We start from the raw sequence: 17,449 nt of genomic DNA, 5'->3' as shown, positions 1-17,449 counted from the left end.
CTTCGATCTGTCGATCAGCCTAACGCATACCGGCGACGATCCCCGGCGTCAGTCGCCGCTCGCGTCCGCATCGTCGGCACCACCGCCGGTGATGGATGCGATCACACCGGCCAGATCCTCCGGTTTGACCAGCACCTCGCGGGCCTTGGAGCCCTCACTCGGCCCGACCACACCGCGGGTCTCCATCAGATCCATCAGCCGTCCGGCCTTGGCGAATCCGACACGCAGTTTGCGCTGCAGCATCGACGTCGACCCGAACTGACTGCTGACCACCAGCTCGATGGCCTGCAGCAGGTCGTCGAGGTCACCGCCGATGTCGGCGTCGATCTCCTTCTTGTCGCCGGCCTTCGCGGCGGTGACACCCTCGGTGTACTCCGGTTCACCCTGCGCACGTGTGTAGTCGACGACGGCGGCGATCTCCTCGTCGGTGATGAACGCGCCCTGCATGCGGATGGGCTTGTTCGCCCCCATCGGCAGGAACAGACCGTCACCCATGCCGATGAGCTTCTCCGCACCCGGCTGGTCCAAGATGACCCGCGAGTCGGTGAGTGAGGAGGTCGCGAACGCGAGCCGCGACGGCACATTGGTCTTGATCAGACCGGTGACCACGTCCACCGAGGGCCGCTGGGTCGCGAGCACCAGGTGGATACCGGCCGCACGCGCCTTCTGGGTAATGCGCACGATCGCGTCCTCGACGTCGCGCGGCGCGGTCATCATCAGATCGGCGAGTTCGTCGACGATGGCCAGGATGTAGGGATAGGGCTTGTAGACCCGTTCGGAACCCAGCGGTGCACTGATCTCCCCAGACTTGACCTTCGCATTGAAGTCGTCGATGTGCCGAACCCGCGAGGCCTTCATGTCCTGGTAGCGCTGCTCCATCTCCTCGACCAGCCAGGCGAGCGCAGCGGCTGCCTTCTTCGGCTGGGTGATGATCGGGGTGATGAGGTGCGGAATACCCTCGTAGGGCGTCAGTTCCACCATCTTGGGGTCGATGAGGATCATGCGAACCTCGTCCGGGGTGGCGCGCGTGAGCAACGACACCAGCATCGAGTTCACGAAACTCGACTTACCCGAGCCGGTCGAACCGGCCACCAGCAGGTGCGGCATCTTTGCCAGATTGGCACTGACGAAGTCGCCCTCGATGTCCTTGCCCAGCCCGATCACCAGTGGATGTTTGTCCTTGCGCGTCGACGGCGCGGTCAGGACGTCGGCCAGGCGCACCATCTCTCGATCGCTGTTGGGCACCTCGATACCCACGGCCGACTTACCGGGGATGGGTGCCAGCAGCCGCACGTTGTCGGTGGCGACCGCATAGGCGATATTGCGCTGCAGCGCGGTGATCTTCTCCACTTTGACGCCCGGGCCGAGCTCGACCTCGTAGCGGGTGACGGTCGGGCCGCGGGTGTACCCGGTGACCGCGGCGTCGATCTTGAACTGTTGGAGCACCTCCGAGATCCGGTCGATCATGTCGTCGTTGGCGCTGCTGCCCGACTTCGGCGGGTCGCCGTCGACGAGCAGGGATGTCGGCGGCAACACGTAGTCGCCCTCGGCGACCGGGGTGGGCGGCACCTCGGCGCGCGGTTCGGGCTCGGGTTCGGGTTCTACGACGGGTGCCGGTCGCGTCGTCTTCGGCCGGACCGGGCGAGGTGGGGTGCGATCGATCGTCGCGGTCGCATTGTCATCACCCAGCGGTTCGGTGACGGCGTCGACGAAGTTGTCGGTGACGGCGTCGGCGAGTACCTCGGTCGCATTGTCGGCGACATCGGCCGGGACACGCCGCGAGGTGGGCCGGCTGCGCCGCGACGCCGTGGCGTCCGGTGGGTAGTTCTCGTACGGATCGGCGGAGTAGCCCCCGCGGTCACGCACCTGGCCGGCGGTCAGGCCACGACGTCCGCTGTCGCTGAGATCGATGAAGCCGCTGACGGTGTCGGCGCCCAGATCGTCGCCGTCCACATCACGGCCGTCCACACCACGGCCGTCCACACCACGGTCATCAGCTGCGTCACGGTCGTCTGCGTCACGGTCGTCCACCTCGCCGGCGCGATAGCCGCGGCGCGAGTCGTCCCAGCGCGAACCGTCGTAGCGCCAGTCGTCGGCGTCCGCACGGGCGCGGCGGCTGCCGGGCCGAACCGGTCGCGGCGCCGGTTCGTGGACCCCGAGGCCCAGATAGCCGACCGCACCGTCGATGGCCTCACGCATCGTCCGGCCACTGATGATCAGGAGCCCGAAGGCGACGCACAGCAGCAGAATCGGGATCGACACCCAGGCCGATACCCCATTGGTCAGCGGTGTCCCCATCGCGAAGCCGAGGAAACCTGCGATCCGGGACCTACCGGGCAGATCGTTGGGCGCGCCTCCGATCAGGTGCATCACACCGAGGATCGGCAGCACCAGCAGTAGACCGCCGCCGATGTAGCGGGCGCGACGTTCCGGCGCCGGCGGGCGACGCATCAGCACGATGCCGAGGATCGCCAGTACCGCCGGTACCACCATCGCCGCCGATCCGATCACCGAGCGGATCAGAGCGTCGATGAACGCACCGGCCGGCCCTGCTGCCCCGAACCACACCGACGCGCCGACGAGCAACGCCAGGCCGAGCAGCGCGAGCGCCACGCCGTCGCGTCGATGTGAGTGGCCGGTGAGCGGTGCTCCCCGACGATCACGATCGGCGTCGAAGGGCGGTTGGTCGGAATAGTCATCGGGGTACGTCTCGTCGTACGCACCATCGTCGTCGAGTTCGTCATAGGCGTCGTCACCGTAGGCGTCGTCGTACGCCCGGTCGTCGCGGCCGCGGGCGTCACCGACACGCGGTCCGTGCCCGATGGTGGAGCCTACGCGCGCTGCGCTCCCGACTCCGCGCGCCAGCAGCGACCAGCTCTTGCCCACTCCCCTGCCGACCGCCGCCGCACCCGCCGCCGCCGCCGAGCGTCGGTGCAGGTCCGCCGATCCATGGGTCGTCTGGCGAGTCGCCGTGGTCCGCGTCGATCCGGATCGGGCCGACGTTGTTTTCGCGCCACCACGGGTCTTGGTGCTGCTCGTGGTCTTGGTGCTGCTCGTCGTCTTGGTCGAGCGTGCCGAGGACTTACCGCTGGACTTGGGCGAAGCCTTCTTGCCGGCCGCACCTGCCGACGCCGACGTCCGCGCGCGCGAAGAGGACGCGCGTGAACCCGTGCTTGCTTTCGAAGCCATGGGGACAGACTAGTCGCCAATCGTCACGACAGTCACACTGGCAACACCGGCAACAACTTCGGCGTGTCGGATTCGTGACGTTCGATGGTCGCGGACTCAAAGTCCGCGTTTGGAAGCCTGCACAGCCGCGATCGCCGACGCGTCGCCGCTGAACTCCAGGTTGACCGGGGCGCGCCCGAAGGCGAACAACACCAGTTCGCCCACCGCGCCCGTGACAGTCACGGGACTGCCGCTACCGGCGGTGACCAGATCGTCACCGTCGAGAGTGCGCAGCGTCACCGTCGCCGGAACCTTCTTGAGGCTCATCTTGCCGATCGACTTCGCCGGTGTGCGCAAGTCCCGCTGGAGCTGTGCGTCGAGGGCGCGGGGCGTCCAGTCGCTGTCCGGCGCCACACCTCCGCGCAGCACGTCCTCGTGGTGGACGAACATCTCGGCGAGATTGGCCCACCGGTCCACCAGCGCCATCGGCGAGTACACCGGCGGGCCATCGGCCAGCTGCCCGAGCAGGACATCCCACTCCCCCGCCGCCGTCTGCCGACGCACCTTCTCGGTGTGGGCCGCGAAGCGCGGGATCAGGATGCCCGGCGCGGTGTCGGGACGGCGCTCACGAACGACGAGATGGGCCACCAGATCCCGGGTGGTCCACCCGTCGCACAGTGTCGGGGCGTCGGGTCCGACAGTCCGCAGGGTTTCGACAAGGGCCGCACGTTCGTTTTGAGCACTGGTCACCCCGACTACCCTAGCGTCAATCTAGCCAGAGTCGTGGATTCGCTTGTGCGAACTCAGGATCCGACAGCAAGTACGGTCGGCACGATCATCGGACGCCGTCGATAGGTCTCCGACACCCAGCGACCAACCGCCCGTCGGATCGCCTGCGCGATGCGGTGGGTGTCGGAGATGCCTTCGGCCGCCAACGTGTCGAGGGTCTTGTCGACGATGTCCGCGGCCTCCTTGAGCGCACTCGGATCGTCGGAGAAGCCGCGGCCGGAGACCTCCGGCGTGCTGACCGCGCGACCGGTGGCGACATCGACCGCGACGGTGATGGCGATGAAGCCGCCCTCACCGAGCACCAGCCGCTCCGACAGGGTCGACTCGCCCACGTCGCCGACCGAGAGCCCGTCGACGTACACATGACCGACCGGCACGCGGCCGACGATCTCGGCCCGCCCGTCGACGAGGTCGACGACGACACCGTCCTCGGCGAGAACGACCCGGTCCTCGGGCACCCCGGTCGCGACGGCGAGTGCGGCATTGGCCCGAAGGTGACGCCACTCACCGTGTACCGGCATCGCATTCGACGGCCGCACCGCGTTGTAGAGGTACAGCAACTCTCCCGCGGAGGCGTGTCCGGAGACATGCACCTTGGCCGACTGTTGGGTGATGACGGTCGCACCGCGCTTGGCCAGGCCGTTGACCACGGCGAAGACGGAGTTCTCGTTACCGGGGATCAGCGAGGAGGCCAGCACGACGAGATCGTCGGCGCGAATGTTGATCTGGCGATGCTCGCCGCGCGCCATCCGGGACAGGGCGGACAGCGGTTCACCTTGGGAACCGGTGGAGATCAGCACGATGCGGTGATCGGGCAGGGTGGCGGCGGTGTCCATGTCGACGACCACACCGTCGGGCACCGACAGATAGCCGAGGTCCTGGGCGATCTGCATGTTGCGCACCATCGAGCGACCGACGAAGGCGACGCGGCGGTTGTGCGTGTGCGCGACGTCGACGATCTGCTGGATGCGATGCACGTGGCTGGCGAAAGAAGCGACGATGACGCGCTGTTTGGCCCGCCCGATGACGGTGTCGAGAACCCCGCCGATCTCACGTTCCGGAGTGACGAAACCGGGCACCTCAGCGTTGGTGGAGTCGACCAGGAAGAGATCGACACCTTCGTCGCCGAGCCGACTGAACCCCGCGAGGTCGGTGAGTCGGCCGTCGAGCGGAAGCTGGTCGAGTTTGATGTCGCCGGTGTGGAGCGCGAGGCCCGCCGGGGTACGGATGGCCACCGCGATGGCGTCCGGGATGGAGTGGTTGACGGCGAAATACTCGCAGTCGAAGGCGCCGTGGTGGGTGCGCTGCCCCTCGGTCACCTCGACCAGGTTCGGGCGCAGGCGATGCTCACGACACTTGGCCGCGACCAGCGCGAGAGTGAACTTGGAGCCGACCACCGGGATGTCGCCGCGTAAGCGGAGCAGGAACGGCACGGCGCCGATGTGGTCCTCGTGACCGTGGGTCAGGACGACGGCGTCGACGTCGTCCATCCGGTCTTCGATGTAGGAGAAATCGGGCAGGATCAGGTCGACGCCGGGCTGTTGATCCTCGGGGAAGAGCACACCGCAGTCGACGATCAGCAGGCGTCCGTCGTACTCGAACACCGTCATGTTGCGGCCGATCTCGCCGATGCCGCCGAGGGCGACCACCCGCATACCGCCCTTGGGCAGCTTCCTCGGGGTGCCCAGCCGATCGACCGGCGCCGGCGTAGCCGCGGGAGCGGCAGCCTTGGCCCCGCCACCGCCGCGGCGCCGACCGCCCGACCGAGCTCCGCCACTCTTGGCGGGCTGCTCGGGGGACGCCGGGGTGTCAGCCGCGGCGGCTGCCTCGGGACGCACTTCGGGACGGGCCTGCGGCGGACCCGCCTTGCGGCTCGCGGTGCGACGTCGCGGCTGACGCTCGACGCCGGACATCAGGACAACAATCCCGCGGTGCGGAGGTCGGCGATGAGCGCCTCGATCTGCGGGCCGTCGGCAGGCACCTGCGGCAGGCGGGGGTCGCCGACGTCGAAACCGAGAATGCGCAATGCGGCCTTGACCATGGTGACGCCACCGAGGCGTCCCATCGCGTCGACCAGCGGAGCCATCGAGTTGGTGAGCCCCCGAGCCGCCGCCAGGTCACCCTTGTCGACCGCGATCAGCAAGTCGCGCAAGCGATCTGGAACAAGATGGCCGATCACGCTGACAAAGCCGGTGGCGCCGATCGACAGCCACGGAAGGTTGAGTGCGTCCTCGCCGGACAGATACTCCAGGTCGGTGGAGGCGATGATGCGCGCCGCCGAGTGCAGATCCCCCTTGGCATCCTTGACGCCCTTGATGCGCGGGTGCTGTGCCAGCGCCAGCATCGTGTCGTCGGCGATGGGCACCACCGAGCGCGGCGGGATGTCGTAGAGCAGGACGGGAAGTTCGGTGGCATCCGCGATCGTGCGGAAATGCGCGAGGATGCCGGCCTGCGGGGGCTTGGAGTAGTAGGGGGTCACCAGAAGCAGCCCGTGCGCGCCGATCTTCTCCGACTCGATGGCGAATCGCACACTCTCGGCGGTGTCGTAGCTGCCTGCACCCTGCGTGATGCGGGCCCGGTCGCCGACGGCGTCGAGAACGACGCGCAGCAGGTCCAGTTTCTCGGGCACGGTGGTGGTCGGCGACTCACCGGTGGTTCCGGATACGACAAGACCGTCGCACCCCTTCGAGACCAAGTGATCGGCGAGTTCGGCCGCCTTGTCCAGATCGAGCTTCCCCTCCGGTGTGAAGGGGGTCACCATGGCAACTGCAACGGTCCCGAAGGGATGCGAGTGCAGCTGTTCCTCGCCTGCGTTCATGGTGCTCAGGCTACCTTCTCCCCCTCAGCCTTCGAGCACGAAGGGGGACGTGGCGACCTCGGTACCGTCGGCCAGCGTGCCGATCTCGAAATCGCCGAAGACGGTGGGGGCCACCGCCATGAGCTGACGCAGACATTCGACGGCCAGCTGACGGATCTCGACGTCGGCGTGTTCGGTGGCGCGCATCCCGACGAAGTGCCGCCAGGCGCGGTAGTTGCCGGTGACCACGATCTTGGTCTCGGTCGCATTCGGCAGCACCGAACGCGCCGCCTGCCGGGCTTGTTTGCGGCGCAGGATGGCGTTGGGAACGTCGGCAAACTTCGCTTCCAGCGCGTCGAGCAGTTCGGTGTAGGCCAGGCGGCTGGCGTCGGTTGCCGCGGTGAACAGTTCTTCGAGTTCGGGGTCCCCGACGATCGCGGGCGGGGCCACCACATTCGAATCGTGTTCGGGGACGAAGCGCTGCGACAGCTGCGAGTAGGAGAAGTGGCGGTGCCGGATCAGCTCGTGGGTGCACGACCGCGAGATGCCGCTGATGTAGAAGGTCACGTTCGCGTGTTCGAGCAGCGACAGGTGCCCGACTTCGAGGATGTGGCGCAGGTAGCCGTCGTTGGTCGCGGTGCGCGGGTTGGGTTTGTCCCAGCTCTGATAGCAGGCGCGACCGGCAAACTCGACGAGTGCCTCGCCGCCCTCGGCGTCGGTCGACCACGGCACGTCGGACGGTGGGGTGAATTGGGTCAACGCCACCATCTGGACCTTCAAGGGCACCAGTTCCGACACGTCTGGCCTCGCTTTCGCACACTTGGTCGCACTACTTCAGACCCGTCGATTGTCCACCACCTGACCGGCGCCTCCCCCATCACCCCACCGGCGCCCGATCCGACCCGACCGGCACCGTTTCCGCCGCCGTGCGGTCATGTCGCCGCCGGTGTGCGGTCATTTCGGTGCGATACCCTGCCCGCGAGCCACCTCGATCAACTCCACCGAAAGGTTCTCGATGCGCCTGTCCGCCCGTTCCCGCGCCTCCCGCACGATCGCCGCAGGCGTCGCCGCGGCTGCGCTGATCGCGACGCCCGCGCTGGTCGTACCGTCGATCGCGCCGTCGGCCACCGCCGCCCCGACGTCCACCGTGCTGGACGAGATCGCCCTCACCGGCACCGAGAACACCCGCACCTTCCTCGGGTACCGCACCGCCGACGGACATCTGGTCAACCAGCTGGTCATCCGCAGCGACAATCTGTCCAAGCTCACCCCGGCCGATCAGCGGACGCTGCAGCGCCGAGATGTGCGTCGGGTCATCGATCTGCGCACCGCGCTGGAGCGGACCATTCAGCCCAATCGGGCCGTGCCGGGCGCACAGCTGGTCAACGCCGACATTCTCGGCGGATTGCCGCCGACCGCGCTGGTCGACATGCCGGGCACGTACCGCGCCTTCGTGACCGATCCCCAGGCGCGTCGCGGATTCCGGACCGCCCTGCTGGACATCAAATCGACGACCGCCGCCGGCCATACCGCCCTGTTCCACTGCACCGCGGGCAAGGACCGTACCGGCTGGACGGCCGCCGTGCTGCTGACCGTGCTGGGCGTCGACCGGGTGAGCGTCGAACGGGATTACCTGGCCAGCAACGCCTTCCGGCACACCACCGCGAACGACCCGCTCAACGGGGTGAACATCGCGTGGCTGCGCGCCTCATTCGCGACCGCCGACAAGGTCTACGGCAGTTTCGACAATTACGTCCGCGCGGGCCTGGGACTGACGGCCGCTGACGTCGCCTCGCTCAAGAAGTCTCTGCTCGTGCAGCCCGGTGACTATGGCTGGACCGCATATACCCCGCTCACCGGGCGGCGCTGAACCGTCTGTCGGCGATCCCTTGCCTGTGATCCCTTGCCTGCAATCCTCAGTCGAGGATCGCCGACAGCTTGGTGTGCGTGTCCTGCCAGCCGTGCACGGCGATCGAGTCGATCCCCAGCGCCTTGACAGGGTAGTCGTTGCCGCCCTCGTCGAGGCGGTCACCGAAGAACAAGATGTCCTCGGTGCCGAGGTCGAGGATCTCCATCAGCCTGCGGGCGCCGTAGGCCTTGTCGATGCCCTTCTTGGTGACGTCGACCGACGTCGAACCGCCGCTGCGCACCTCCAGATCGGGCAGCAGGCGTGCGGCGTGGGCGCGTAGGGATTCCTTCTTGCGGCCGTCCGGGTCCCACGCAGTCTTGGCGTCGACCGGAGCCGATTGCCCGAGCGCGCTGAAGGTGATCTGGCTGCCCCGATCCTCCAGGATCGGCCCCCACGTCTGTGTCTCCCAGATGCCGAGTTCCTTGGCCCCGGTCTCCAGCACCTCGAGGGTGCGCTGTTTCTGGTCATCGGTGAGGTATTCGGCGTAGACGGTTTCCCATTCGTCCCCCGACCACCGGACGTACTGGGTGCCGCAGGTGGGCATCAGGTGCAGGTTGCCGATGGTGTCGAAGACGCCGAGGCGGTCGAGGACCTGCTTCTGGAACTGCTCGAACCGTCCACCGGAGATGATGCAGCCGAGACCCCGCTCGAGCATCCGCTTCAGCAGGTCCACCATCTGATCGTCCAGCGGGCTCTTCGAGTCGGCCAGCGTGTCGTCGAGGTCGAACATCACCAGTGCGTAGGTCTTACCGTCGGCCGAGAACGCCATCGTCTGCCTGTTCCTTCGAGGTTCGGGGAAGGATCGCCCTTCCATCATCAGCCCCCTACTGTGTCATCTCGCGCGCCGTGCTGCCCACCGGCCTCAGGGGCGGGCCGGACGCCGCTGCAGATCCACGGTGAAGATCACCAGGGCGGTCCAGATCAGGGCGAATCCGATCCACCGCGCCGCGGACACCGTCTCACCCAGCACCAGGACACCGAGCAACATTTGCAGCGTCGGCGTCACATATTGCAGCAGACCGAGCATGCTCAGCGGAATCCGTTGCGCAGCAACGCCGAACAACAGCAACGGAATGGCGGTCAGCGGACCCGCCGCCATCAGCAGCAGGGTGTAGCCGATCCCGCTGGTGGTGAAGGTGGTGGTACTCACGGCGGCGAGAACGATCACATAGATGATCGCCACCGGCGCCGCGACGATGCCTTCGGCCGTCAGACTCGTGCGCGGCCGCAGGTCGATGACCTTCTTGCACAGCCCGTAGGTTCCGAAGGTGAATGCGAGGAGCAGGGCGATGACCGGCGGCCGACCGTAGTCGATGGTGATGACCACCACCGCCGCGGTGGCCAGCGCCAATGCGGCGATGGTGGGCCGACTGAGTCGTTCACCGAAGACCAGCACGCCGAGCAGGACACTGACAAGCGGATTGATGTAGTAGCCCAGCGCGGCCTCGACGACGTTGCCCGACGTCACCGCATAGATGTACACACCCCAGTTGACGCAGATGAGTGTGCTTGCCGCGGTGACGATTCCCCACGAACGCGCCGAGATCGAACGCAGCGTACCCAGTTCGCCGAGTGCCGCGAGTACGACGATCATCACCACGAGCATCCAGATGACCCGGTACGCGAGCACTTCGAGCGCACCCGAGCGTTCCACCAGGGTGAAGAACAGTGGGAACAGACCCCACGTCACATAGGCGCCGAAGCCCGCGGCGGTGCCACGCGCGTCGACCGGGTGCCGGACGTGGGTCGGGTGCGCCGGTTCGTTCACCCGATCAGTGTCTCGCAGGCGAGAATGGCGGCGTGGCCCCATCCCCCGCACCCGAGCCGTGGCCCACCGATGTCGACGGTGAGCTCGACCGCATCACCACCCTGCTGATCCGTCGGCTCGACGGGCTGTCGGTGCGGGTGACCGAAGCGATCCAGCGGGATGTGGAGTTCTATGCGACCACCGACGTGGTGACCGCCGCGGAAATCGAGGAGACCATCGCCGACAACTTCGCGCGGGTCATCCAAGGGCTGCGGGGCAACGAGGACTTCGACACCGGACCCGCGCGGGTGACCGGTTCGGGACGGGCCGCTGCCGGTGTTCCGCTGGCCGCTCTGATGCACGCCTACCGGATCGGCTTTCAGATTATGTGGGCGGAGTTTCGCCAGGTCGCCGAAGCTCATCCCCAGTTGTCCCGGCGCGCACTGCTCGACGCGACCGCACGCATGTGGCTGGCCGAGGACCGCTTCATCTCGGATATGGCCGTCGCCCACCGCGAGCAGACCACCGGCAACGTCCTCGACGACGCCGCCGAGCGTGCCGCACTGACCGAACACCTCCTGGAGGGCCGGATCACCTCGACTGCGACGCTGTGGGAGGTTGCCGCCCATCTGCGGATCCCGACGCGCGGCCCCTATCTCGCGGTGGCGGCCGCACCCCCGTCGGTCGGCAAGCAGGCCTTACCCGGTATCGAATCGCGCTTGCGCGCAATCGATCTGCATTCAGCATGGCGGCTGCTGCCCGACGAACAGATCGGGCTCGTGCATGTGCCGACGGTCGAAGCACGGCGGACCGCACTGGCGCTGCTGGGGCGGACCGCCACGGGGCGGGTCGGGGTCAGCGCCGCCTACCCCGAGCTGGCCGACACCCCACAGTCGTTGCGCTACGCGCGGATCGCACTCAACAGTCCAGGTACGGGGTTGACCGAATTCGACGCGTCGGTCCTGGGGATCGCAGCGGTGTCCGCCCCCGCGGTCACCACCGATCTGGCCAGGACGGTGCTGCGCGGGCTCTACAGCCTCTCCGCCGAGGATCGACGGCCACTCTTCGACACCTTCCGCGCCTGGGTCGACGCCGGCGGCAGCGTGTCGACGACGGCCGAGGCACTGTTCGTGCACCGAAACACCGTCCGGCATCGGTTGCGGCGCATCGAAGAGCTGACCGGCCGCTCGACGACTGCACCGCGTGAACTCGCCGAACTCTGCCTCGCCTTCGAGGTGGACACCTATTTTCCGGTGTCGCCGGACTCACCCTGACCGCGGTCCGCACACCATGTCCACCAGTTCGGTTGTGCACGTGCACAGCTGGAGGGCATTCGGTGTTGGTCGGCACACATAGGTGAGCGAGTGCTCCGGGCCTCATTCTGGATGATGACGTGATCACTGCCCAGGGAGCGACGAAGAACCGATGAACCAGCTGAGTGCGAACCTCGTCACCGCGGCCACCGTGCGGGGCGAGGCCCTGGCTCTGAAGTGCGGCGCGGTGACCTTTACCTACGCCGAGTTCAACGATGCTGCGGCGCGGGTGGCGACGCTGCTCGGCGAGCTCGGGGTCGGTCCCGGCGACCGCGTCGGTCTGATGCTTCCGAACGTGTGCGAGTACCCGATCCTCTTCTATGGCATCCAGCACGCCGGAGCCGTCGCGGTGCCGATGAATCCCCTGCTCAAGGCCCGCGAGGTCGAGTACTACCTGGCCAATACGTCCGCGCGTGTGCTGTTCGCGGTGGAGACCTTCGCCAACGAGGCGCAGGCCGGCGCGCAGGCGGCCGGCACACACTGCATCATCGCCGACGACGACCTGACGGAGCGGATCGCCACTGCGACACCGCAACCGGCGCCGGTCGACCGCACCGACGACGACATCGCGGTGATCCTGCACACCTCCGGCACCACCGGTAAACCCAAGGGCGCGGCCTTGACCGTGGCGGGACTCGCCCGCAATGCCGAGATCGCAGCCCGCACACTGTTGTCGGCCACCCCCGACGACATCGTCATGGGGTGCCTGCCGCTGTTCCACGTCTTCGGGCTCACCTGCGGACTCAATGCCGCGGTGCGGGCGCAGTCTGCGCTGTCGCTCATTCCCCGCTTCGACCCGCGGCTGGTGCTCGACACCATCGCCGCCGACCAGGCCACCGCGTTTCTCGGTGTCCCGACCATGTATTCGGCTCTGATCGCCGCACGCCGGGCCGACGACGACACCAGTTCCCTCCGTGTCTGCTGTTCCGGTGGTTCCGCACTTCCGGCACAGGTCATCGTCGAGTTCGAGGAGGCATTCGACGCGGTCATCCTGGAGGGCTACGGATTGTCGGAGACCTCGCCGCTAGCCTCCTTCAACCGTCCGGACATCGAGCGTCGGGCCGGGACGATCGGAGTTCCGATCGAAGGCGTCGAGATGCGAGTGGTGGGTGTCACCGGTGAGCCGGTCGGCATCGACACCCCCGGCGAGATCCAGATCCGCGGCCACAACATCATGCAGGGGTATTGGAACGCACCGGAGGCGACGGTCGCTGCGATCGACGCCGACGGCTGGTTCTCCTCCGGGGATATCGGCACCCGGGACGTCGACGGTTACTACCGGATCGTCGACCGCACCAAGGACATGATCATCCGCGGGGGCATGAACATCTATCCGCGTGAGGTCGAAGAGGTGCTCTACGAGCATCCCGCGGTGGCCGGTGCCGCCGTCATCGGGGTCGCGCATCCGACGCTCGGCGAGGACGTCGCCGCGGTCATCCAGGTCAAAGAAGCCGGCAGCGCCTCCGCGGACGAGTTGCGCAGCTTCGTCAAAGAGCGGGTCGCGGCCTATAAGTATCCGCGTCACATCTGGTTCGTCGACGCCCTGCCGACCGGTGCGACCGGCAAGATCCAGAAGCGCGACATCGTCATTCCCGACGACGTACTCGACGCGCTGGTCGCGATCAGCTGAGGCCGCTATCGGTCGAGTTCGGCGACGGCCCCGCGCAGCGCACCGGACAGCGCGCCGCGTCGGTTCACCGACACCGAGTCGAGTCCGCACCACGACGCCAATTCGGCCAGATCCACCGCCAGCCGGGCGGCGACCTCCGAATCGTCGTGCCCATCTTCGCGGTGGGCCGAGAGGACCTGCAGCACACCGGCTTTGCGGTCGGCCTTGAGGTCGACGCGGGCGACGATCGACTCGTCGAACAGGTAGGGCAGCACATAGTAGCCGTGGACTCGTTTGTGTGCGGGCACATAGATCTCGATGCGGTAGTGAAAGTCGAACAGGCGCTCGACCCGGGGCCGGAAGAAGATCAGCGGGTCGAAGGGCGACAGGATCGCCGACCCTGCGACGCGGCGCGGTGTGCGCGCCTCCCGGTGTAGATAGGCCGGGTCCTTCCAGCCGTCGACACTCACCTCGTCGAGGACGCCGTCGTCGACGAGGTCGGCGACCGCCGGGCGTACCTCGGCGGCCTTGAGCCGGTAGTAGTCGGCCAGATCCGCGACGGTCGCCACCCCCAGTGCGGACGCCGCCCGCGCGGTCAGTTCCCGGTGGGCCGTCGCACGATCGGGTTTGGCGCCCACTCGTTCAGCCCCGACGACCCGCTCAGTGAGGTCGTAGTAGCGACGGAAACCGTTGTCGCGCACCGCCGATAGCTCACCGGAGGCGAACATCGCCTCACAGACGTGTTTGACCTCGCCACGGTTCCACCAGCCACCCGCCACACCGGGTGCGCGCTCGATGCCCAGTGCTGCCTCGATGTCGCGGGGCATACTCGGGCCGTGTTCGGCGATCACCGCGGTGACGTCGGCGGCGAGCTGACGGTTGTTCGCCATCACCTCACGGGTGTACCGGTAGCGACCGTCAGCGAAATCCTGCATCCGCCAGCCGAACAGGGGCCAGTCGTCGATCGGGATGAGCGCCGCCTCATGCGCCCAGTATTCGACGAGGAGCCGGTTGCCACCGGCGGCGGCCCGCTCCAGTATCGCCGGATCGTAGGATCCGATGCGACTGAACATCGGCAGGTAATGGGCCCGAGCCACGATGTTCACCGAATCCATCTGGATGAGATTCGTGCGTCCGACGACCCGACGCAGGTGGGCTCGCGTGGGCGTCGCTGCGGGTGCCCGATCGGCAAAACCCTGTGCAGCCAACGCAATTCGACGCGCGGCGGCGGAACTGATCCGCTGGGGTGTCATTCGCCCGGCCGGTGCCGGTGATAGTCGAGGAAGCGGTAGCGGGTTCCACCGGTGGAGGTCTGCCACTCGCCTGCCACCTGTACCTCCCAGCGCAGCGGATCGATCTCAGGCGCGAAGGCGTCAGCCCCGGCCACCAGCACATCAATTTCGGTTACCCGTAGGTGGGTGGCGAATTCCAATGCCGCGGTGTAAATCTCACCTCCGCCGATCACGGTGAGCCGCTCCCCGCCCGCGTTGAGTGCGTCGGCGACGGTGTGCACCACGTCGGCTCCGTCGGCGAGGAAATCCACCGATCGGGTGATCACGATGTTGCGCCTGCCGGGCAGCGGACGGAAGCGGTCGGGTAACGACTCCCAGGTGCGACGGCCCATGACCACCGGGTCACTGCCGGTGATCTCGCGGAAGCGTCGCATGTCCTCGGGAACGTGCCACGGAATGGTGTTGTCCCGTCCGATGGCACCGGCTCGGTCCTGCGCCCAGATCAGGGCGATCTGCGTCGTCATGGGTACGCTGGATCCCTCAGACCGCCACCGGGGCCTTGATGCCCGCATGCGACTCGTACCCGACAATCTCGATGTCGTCGTAGTCGTAGTCGAAGATCGACGCCGCCTTACGCAACTGCAGTGTCGGATAGGGGTAGGGCTCACGCGACAACTGCAGCCGCACCTGGTCGACGTGGTTGTCGTAGATGTGGCAATCGCCGCCGGTCCACACGAAGTCGCCGACCTCCAGGCCGGCCTGCTGCGCCATCATGTGGGTGAGCAGCGCGTACGAGGCGATGTTGAACGGCACACCGAGGAACAGGTCGGCGCTGCGCTGATAGAGCTGGCAGGACAGCTTGCCGTCGGCGACGTAGAACTGGAAGAACGCATGACACGGCGGCAGCGCCATCTGCGGGATCTCCCCGACATTCCATGCGGAGACGATGTTGCGTCGCGAGTCGGGGTTGGTCTTCAGGGTCTCCAGTGCCGCGGCGATCTGGTCGATCTGCTCACCCGAGGGAGTCGGCCAACTGCGCCACTGCACGCCGTAGACAGGGCCGAGTTCACCCTGATCGTCGGCCCATTCGTCCCAGATGGTGACCCCGCGATCCTGCAGCCAACGCACGTTCGAGTCGCCGCGTAGGAACCACAACAGTTCGTAGATGATCGACTTGAGGTGCACCTTCTTGGTGGTGATCAGCGGGAATCCGTGGGACAGGTCGTACCGCAACTGGTGACCGAAGACGCTTCGTGTGCCCGTTCCGGTGCGGTCCGCCTTAGAGGTGCCGGTCTCCAGCACCAGACGTAGCAGGTCCTCATACGGGGTGGCGATGGACTCGCGGATGGCCGTGCTCACGATCCCCAGTGTATAGGGGGTAGGTTCGTGCGCATGCCGCCACGCAGCCGTTCGCGCGCCAACCGGTATGCCAAGCGTCGGCGCACTCGGGTGGCCGCGCGGGACAACGACCTCACCCCGGAACAGTGGACCGCATTACAGGAGGCGTGGGGTGGCTGCGCCTACTGCGGCGCCAGCGGTGTCGCACTGCAACGTGACTGCATGCTGGCCATCTCGCGCGGCGGGCGCTACACACTCGGCAATGTCGTTCCCTGCTGCGGGTCGTGCAACGCCAGCAAATGCAATGCCGAGGTCACCACCTGGATGCGTCGCAAGAAGCTCGACGAAGGTGCGTTCCTCGTCCGTCAGGTTCAGATTGCGCGCACCCTCGCCGACGATTCCGGATCGCAGTCACCCACGGAGTGATGTTCCGTCCGCGAAGCGGACGTCGAGCACGGCCGCCGGTGTACGCGGAGGCTCCCCGGGAGGGTTGATCCCGTGGGCGGCCAGAGTCGGATGCACGGCGGGATGAACGACCGCTTCGACGGCCGCTTCGCAGGCTTCCTTCGACTCCCATACGTCGAGGTAGGACAGTGATCCGTCAGAGTTCTGCGTCGCGACGTGAACCACGAGGCCCGGCATCGGCGTGTCGCCCATCCTCGCCGCGATCTCGTCGTAGATCTCCGCGGTGATCGGCACGGTCTGGGTCCATGCGAAGAATGCCATGACATTCACCCTCTTTTCATCCGATAGGCTTTCGGATTAATTGGACTGTCACTAGAGTAGGACCGATGACCGACGCCGTCAATGCCCTTCCGGGCGCAACCTCCACCGGCAAATCGCCCGGTCAGCGGCGCCGACGCTATGACGCCAGCGGCCGTCGGGCAGCGGCGGAGCAGACCCGGATCCGCATCCTCGACGCAGCACGGCTGGCCTTTCTCGCAGACGGCTACCGGACGACGACTATCGCTGCGATCGCCCGCGCGGCCGAGGTCGCACCGGACACCGTCTATGCGACGATCGGCCGCAAACCCGAACTGTTCGCCACCCTCATCGAACTCGCCCTCTCGGGCACATCCGCTCCGGTCGTAGGCGCCGACCGTGACTATGCGGTGCGGATGCGTGCCGAACCCGACGTTCGGGAGCGGTTGCGGATCTATGCCGGGGCCGTCACCGAGTTACAGGGCAGGTTGGCGCCGCTGTTCCTGGTGTTGCGTGAGGCCGCGGCCGCCGAAATCGAACTCCGTGAACTGTGGCAACAAATCACCCGGCGACGTGCCCAGAATATGCGGGTTCTCGCCGGAGAGTTGGCCGCCGCCGGAGGTATGCGCACCGACCTCAGCGTCGACGAAGTCGCCGACATCATCTGGACCATGAACAGTTCCGAGTACTACGCCATGCTCGTCGCCGAGCGCGGTTGGACTCCGGATCGCTTCCGCGAGTGGATCTTCGACGCCTGGTGCAGACTGCTACTGGCGTGATGCCACGCCGGTCAGAACGGTGGCGGCCGACCGGCACTGTTACGCAGGCGATTACGGGCACACGCG

General features: G+C 67.1%; 16 protein-coding genes. 5 read left to right on the top strand and 11 right to left on the bottom strand.

Annotation, left to right across the window (positions count from 1 at the left end):
* Positions 1–48 precede the first annotated feature (48 nt).
* From QSJ18_RS06260 to thyX, 5 genes are all read right to left on the bottom strand, one after another.
* Positions 49–3,189, bottom strand: a complete 3,141-nt coding sequence (locus tag QSJ18_RS06260) for an FtsK/SpoIIIE family DNA translocase (RefSeq protein ID WP_286325440.1) — start codon at positions 3,187–3,189, stop codon at positions 49–51.
* A 96-nt stretch (positions 3,190–3,285) separates the two neighbouring features.
* Complete coding sequence (locus QSJ18_RS06255) at positions 3,286–3,918, bottom strand: TIGR03085 family metal-binding protein (RefSeq protein ID WP_286325439.1); 633 nt, start codon at positions 3,916–3,918, stop codon at positions 3,286–3,288.
* Positions 3,919–3,971: 53 nt separating this feature from the next.
* Positions 3,972–5,870, bottom strand: a complete 1,899-nt coding sequence (locus tag QSJ18_RS06250) for a ribonuclease J (protein ID WP_286325438.1) — start codon at positions 5,868–5,870, stop codon at positions 3,972–3,974.
* A complete protein-coding gene (gene dapA / locus QSJ18_RS06245) occupies positions 5,870–6,775 on the bottom strand; it encodes a 4-hydroxy-tetrahydrodipicolinate synthase (RefSeq protein WP_286325437.1) in 906 nt (301 codons plus the stop codon). Before dapA ends, QSJ18_RS06250 begins: the two co-directional genes overlap by 1 nt.
* 24 nt (positions 6,776–6,799) lie before the next feature.
* Positions 6,800–7,552 (bottom strand): FAD-dependent thymidylate synthase, encoded by a 753-nt coding sequence (gene thyX / locus QSJ18_RS06240; RefSeq protein ID WP_286325436.1) that lies wholly within the window; start codon positions 7,550–7,552, stop codon positions 6,800–6,802.
* Between the two features lie 217 nt (positions 7,553–7,769).
* On the opposite strand from thyX, the gene QSJ18_RS06235 reads away from it, so the two are divergent.
* Complete coding sequence (locus tag QSJ18_RS06235; protein ID WP_286325435.1) at positions 7,770–8,624, top strand: tyrosine-protein phosphatase; 855 nt, start codon at positions 7,770–7,772, stop codon at positions 8,622–8,624.
* A 46-nt stretch (positions 8,625–8,670) separates the two neighbouring features.
* Here QSJ18_RS06235 and QSJ18_RS06230 read toward each other — a convergent pair whose 3' ends face one another.
* Together QSJ18_RS06230 and rarD are read right to left on the bottom strand one after the other, a co-directional pair.
* Positions 8,671–9,432 (bottom strand): HAD-IIB family hydrolase, encoded by a 762-nt coding sequence (locus tag QSJ18_RS06230; protein WP_286325434.1) that lies wholly within the window; start codon positions 9,430–9,432, stop codon positions 8,671–8,673.
* Between the two features lie 93 nt (positions 9,433–9,525).
* Positions 9,526–10,431, bottom strand: coding sequence for an EamA family transporter RarD (gene rarD, locus QSJ18_RS06225; protein ID WP_286325433.1), 906 nt, complete (start codon positions 10,429–10,431; stop codon positions 9,526–9,528).
* Positions 10,432–10,463: 32 nt separating this feature from the next.
* On the opposite strand from rarD, the gene QSJ18_RS06220 reads away from it, so the two are divergent.
* Positions 10,464–11,684, top strand: a complete 1,221-nt coding sequence (locus QSJ18_RS06220; protein ID WP_286325430.1) for a PucR family transcriptional regulator — start codon at positions 10,464–10,466, stop codon at positions 11,682–11,684.
* A gap of 151 nt (positions 11,685–11,835) precedes the next feature.
* The gene (locus tag QSJ18_RS06215; protein WP_286325429.1) at positions 11,836–13,353 is read left to right on the top strand and encodes a long-chain-fatty-acid--CoA ligase; all 1,518 of its coding nucleotides are present in this window, start codon (positions 11,836–11,838) and stop codon (positions 13,351–13,353) included.
* A 5-nt stretch (positions 13,354–13,358) separates the two neighbouring features.
* On the opposite strand, the gene QSJ18_RS06210 is transcribed toward QSJ18_RS06215, so the two are convergent.
* Genes QSJ18_RS06210 through QSJ18_RS06200 form a run of 3 tightly spaced genes read right to left on the bottom strand, consistent with a single transcriptional unit; the run spans position 13,359 to position 15,923 of the window.
* Positions 13,359–14,585 (bottom strand): winged helix-turn-helix domain-containing protein, encoded by a 1,227-nt coding sequence (locus QSJ18_RS06210; RefSeq protein ID WP_286325427.1) that lies wholly within the window; start codon positions 14,583–14,585, stop codon positions 13,359–13,361.
* On the bottom strand, positions 14,582–15,088 hold the full coding sequence (locus tag QSJ18_RS06205) for a dihydrofolate reductase (protein ID WP_286325426.1): 507 nt from the start codon (positions 15,086–15,088) through the stop codon (positions 14,582–14,584). Before QSJ18_RS06205 ends, QSJ18_RS06210 begins: the two co-directional genes overlap by 4 nt.
* A 16-nt stretch (positions 15,089–15,104) precedes the next feature.
* Positions 15,105–15,923 carry a thymidylate synthase gene (locus tag QSJ18_RS06200; protein WP_286325425.1) on the bottom strand — a complete coding sequence of 273 codons (819 nt, stop codon included), beginning with the start codon at positions 15,921–15,923 and terminating at the stop codon, positions 15,105–15,107.
* Between the two features lie 33 nt (positions 15,924–15,956).
* On the opposite strand from QSJ18_RS06200, the gene QSJ18_RS06195 reads away from it, so the two are divergent.
* Positions 15,957–16,328 carry an HNH endonuclease gene (locus tag QSJ18_RS06195; RefSeq protein WP_286325424.1) on the top strand — a complete coding sequence of 124 codons (372 nt, stop codon included), beginning with the start codon at positions 15,957–15,959 and terminating at the stop codon, positions 16,326–16,328.
* On the opposite strand, the gene QSJ18_RS06190 is transcribed toward QSJ18_RS06195, so the two are convergent.
* Positions 16,314–16,628: a hypothetical protein gene (locus QSJ18_RS06190; RefSeq protein WP_286325423.1), complete on the bottom strand. Its 315-nt coding sequence runs from the start codon at positions 16,626–16,628 to the stop codon at positions 16,314–16,316. The two genes, QSJ18_RS06195 and QSJ18_RS06190, sit on opposite strands and share 15 nt — an antisense overlap.
* Before the next feature lie 65 nt (positions 16,629–16,693).
* Between QSJ18_RS06190 and QSJ18_RS06185 the strand changes: the two genes are divergently transcribed.
* Positions 16,694–17,383, top strand: coding sequence for a TetR/AcrR family transcriptional regulator (locus QSJ18_RS06185; RefSeq protein ID WP_286325422.1), 690 nt, complete (start codon positions 16,694–16,696; stop codon positions 17,381–17,383).
* Positions 17,384–17,449: the final 66 nt, after the last annotated feature.

Origin of the sequence: Gordonia heveisoli (genome assembly GCF_030315745.1) — a bacterium.
Classification (GTDB): domain Bacteria; phylum Actinomycetota; class Actinomycetes; order Mycobacteriales; family Mycobacteriaceae; genus Gordonia.
The sequence above is the reverse complement of the archived record's forward strand: the minus strand, read 5'-3'. Positions and strand labels throughout refer to the sequence as shown.

Bases quoted from the DNA above. Each gene is read 5' to 3' on its own strand.
- QSJ18_RS06260 (WP_286325440.1), bottom strand. From the start codon at position 3,189: ATGGCTTCGAAAGCAAGCACGGGTTCACGCGCGTCCTCTTCGCGCGCG.
- QSJ18_RS06250 (WP_286325438.1), bottom strand. From the start codon at position 5,870: ATGTCCGGCGTCGAGCGTCAGCCGCGACGTCGCACCGCGAGCCGCAAG.
- dapA (WP_286325437.1), bottom strand. From the start codon at position 6,775: ATGAACGCAGGCGAGGAACAGCTGCACTCGCATCCCTTCGGGACCGTT.
- QSJ18_RS06235 (WP_286325435.1), top strand. From the start codon at position 7,770: ATGCGCCTGTCCGCCCGTTCCCGCGCCTCCCGCACGATCGCCGCAGGC.
- QSJ18_RS06230 (WP_286325434.1), bottom strand. From the start codon at position 9,432: ATGGCGTTCTCGGCCGACGGTAAGACCTACGCACTGGTGATGTTCGAC.
- QSJ18_RS06215 (WP_286325429.1), top strand. From the start codon at position 11,836: ATGAACCAGCTGAGTGCGAACCTCGTCACCGCGGCCACCGTGCGGGGC.
- QSJ18_RS06210 (WP_286325427.1), bottom strand. From the start codon at position 14,585: ATGACACCCCAGCGGATCAGTTCCGCCGCCGCGCGTCGAATTGCGTTG.
- QSJ18_RS06205 (WP_286325426.1), bottom strand. From the start codon at position 15,088: ATGACGACGCAGATCGCCCTGATCTGGGCGCAGGACCGAGCCGGTGCC.
- QSJ18_RS06195 (WP_286325424.1), top strand. From the start codon at position 15,957: ATGCCGCCACGCAGCCGTTCGCGCGCCAACCGGTATGCCAAGCGTCGG.
- QSJ18_RS06190 (WP_286325423.1), bottom strand. From the start codon at position 16,628: ATGGCATTCTTCGCATGGACCCAGACCGTGCCGATCACCGCGGAGATC.
- QSJ18_RS06185 (WP_286325422.1), top strand. From the start codon at position 16,694: ATGACCGACGCCGTCAATGCCCTTCCGGGCGCAACCTCCACCGGCAAA.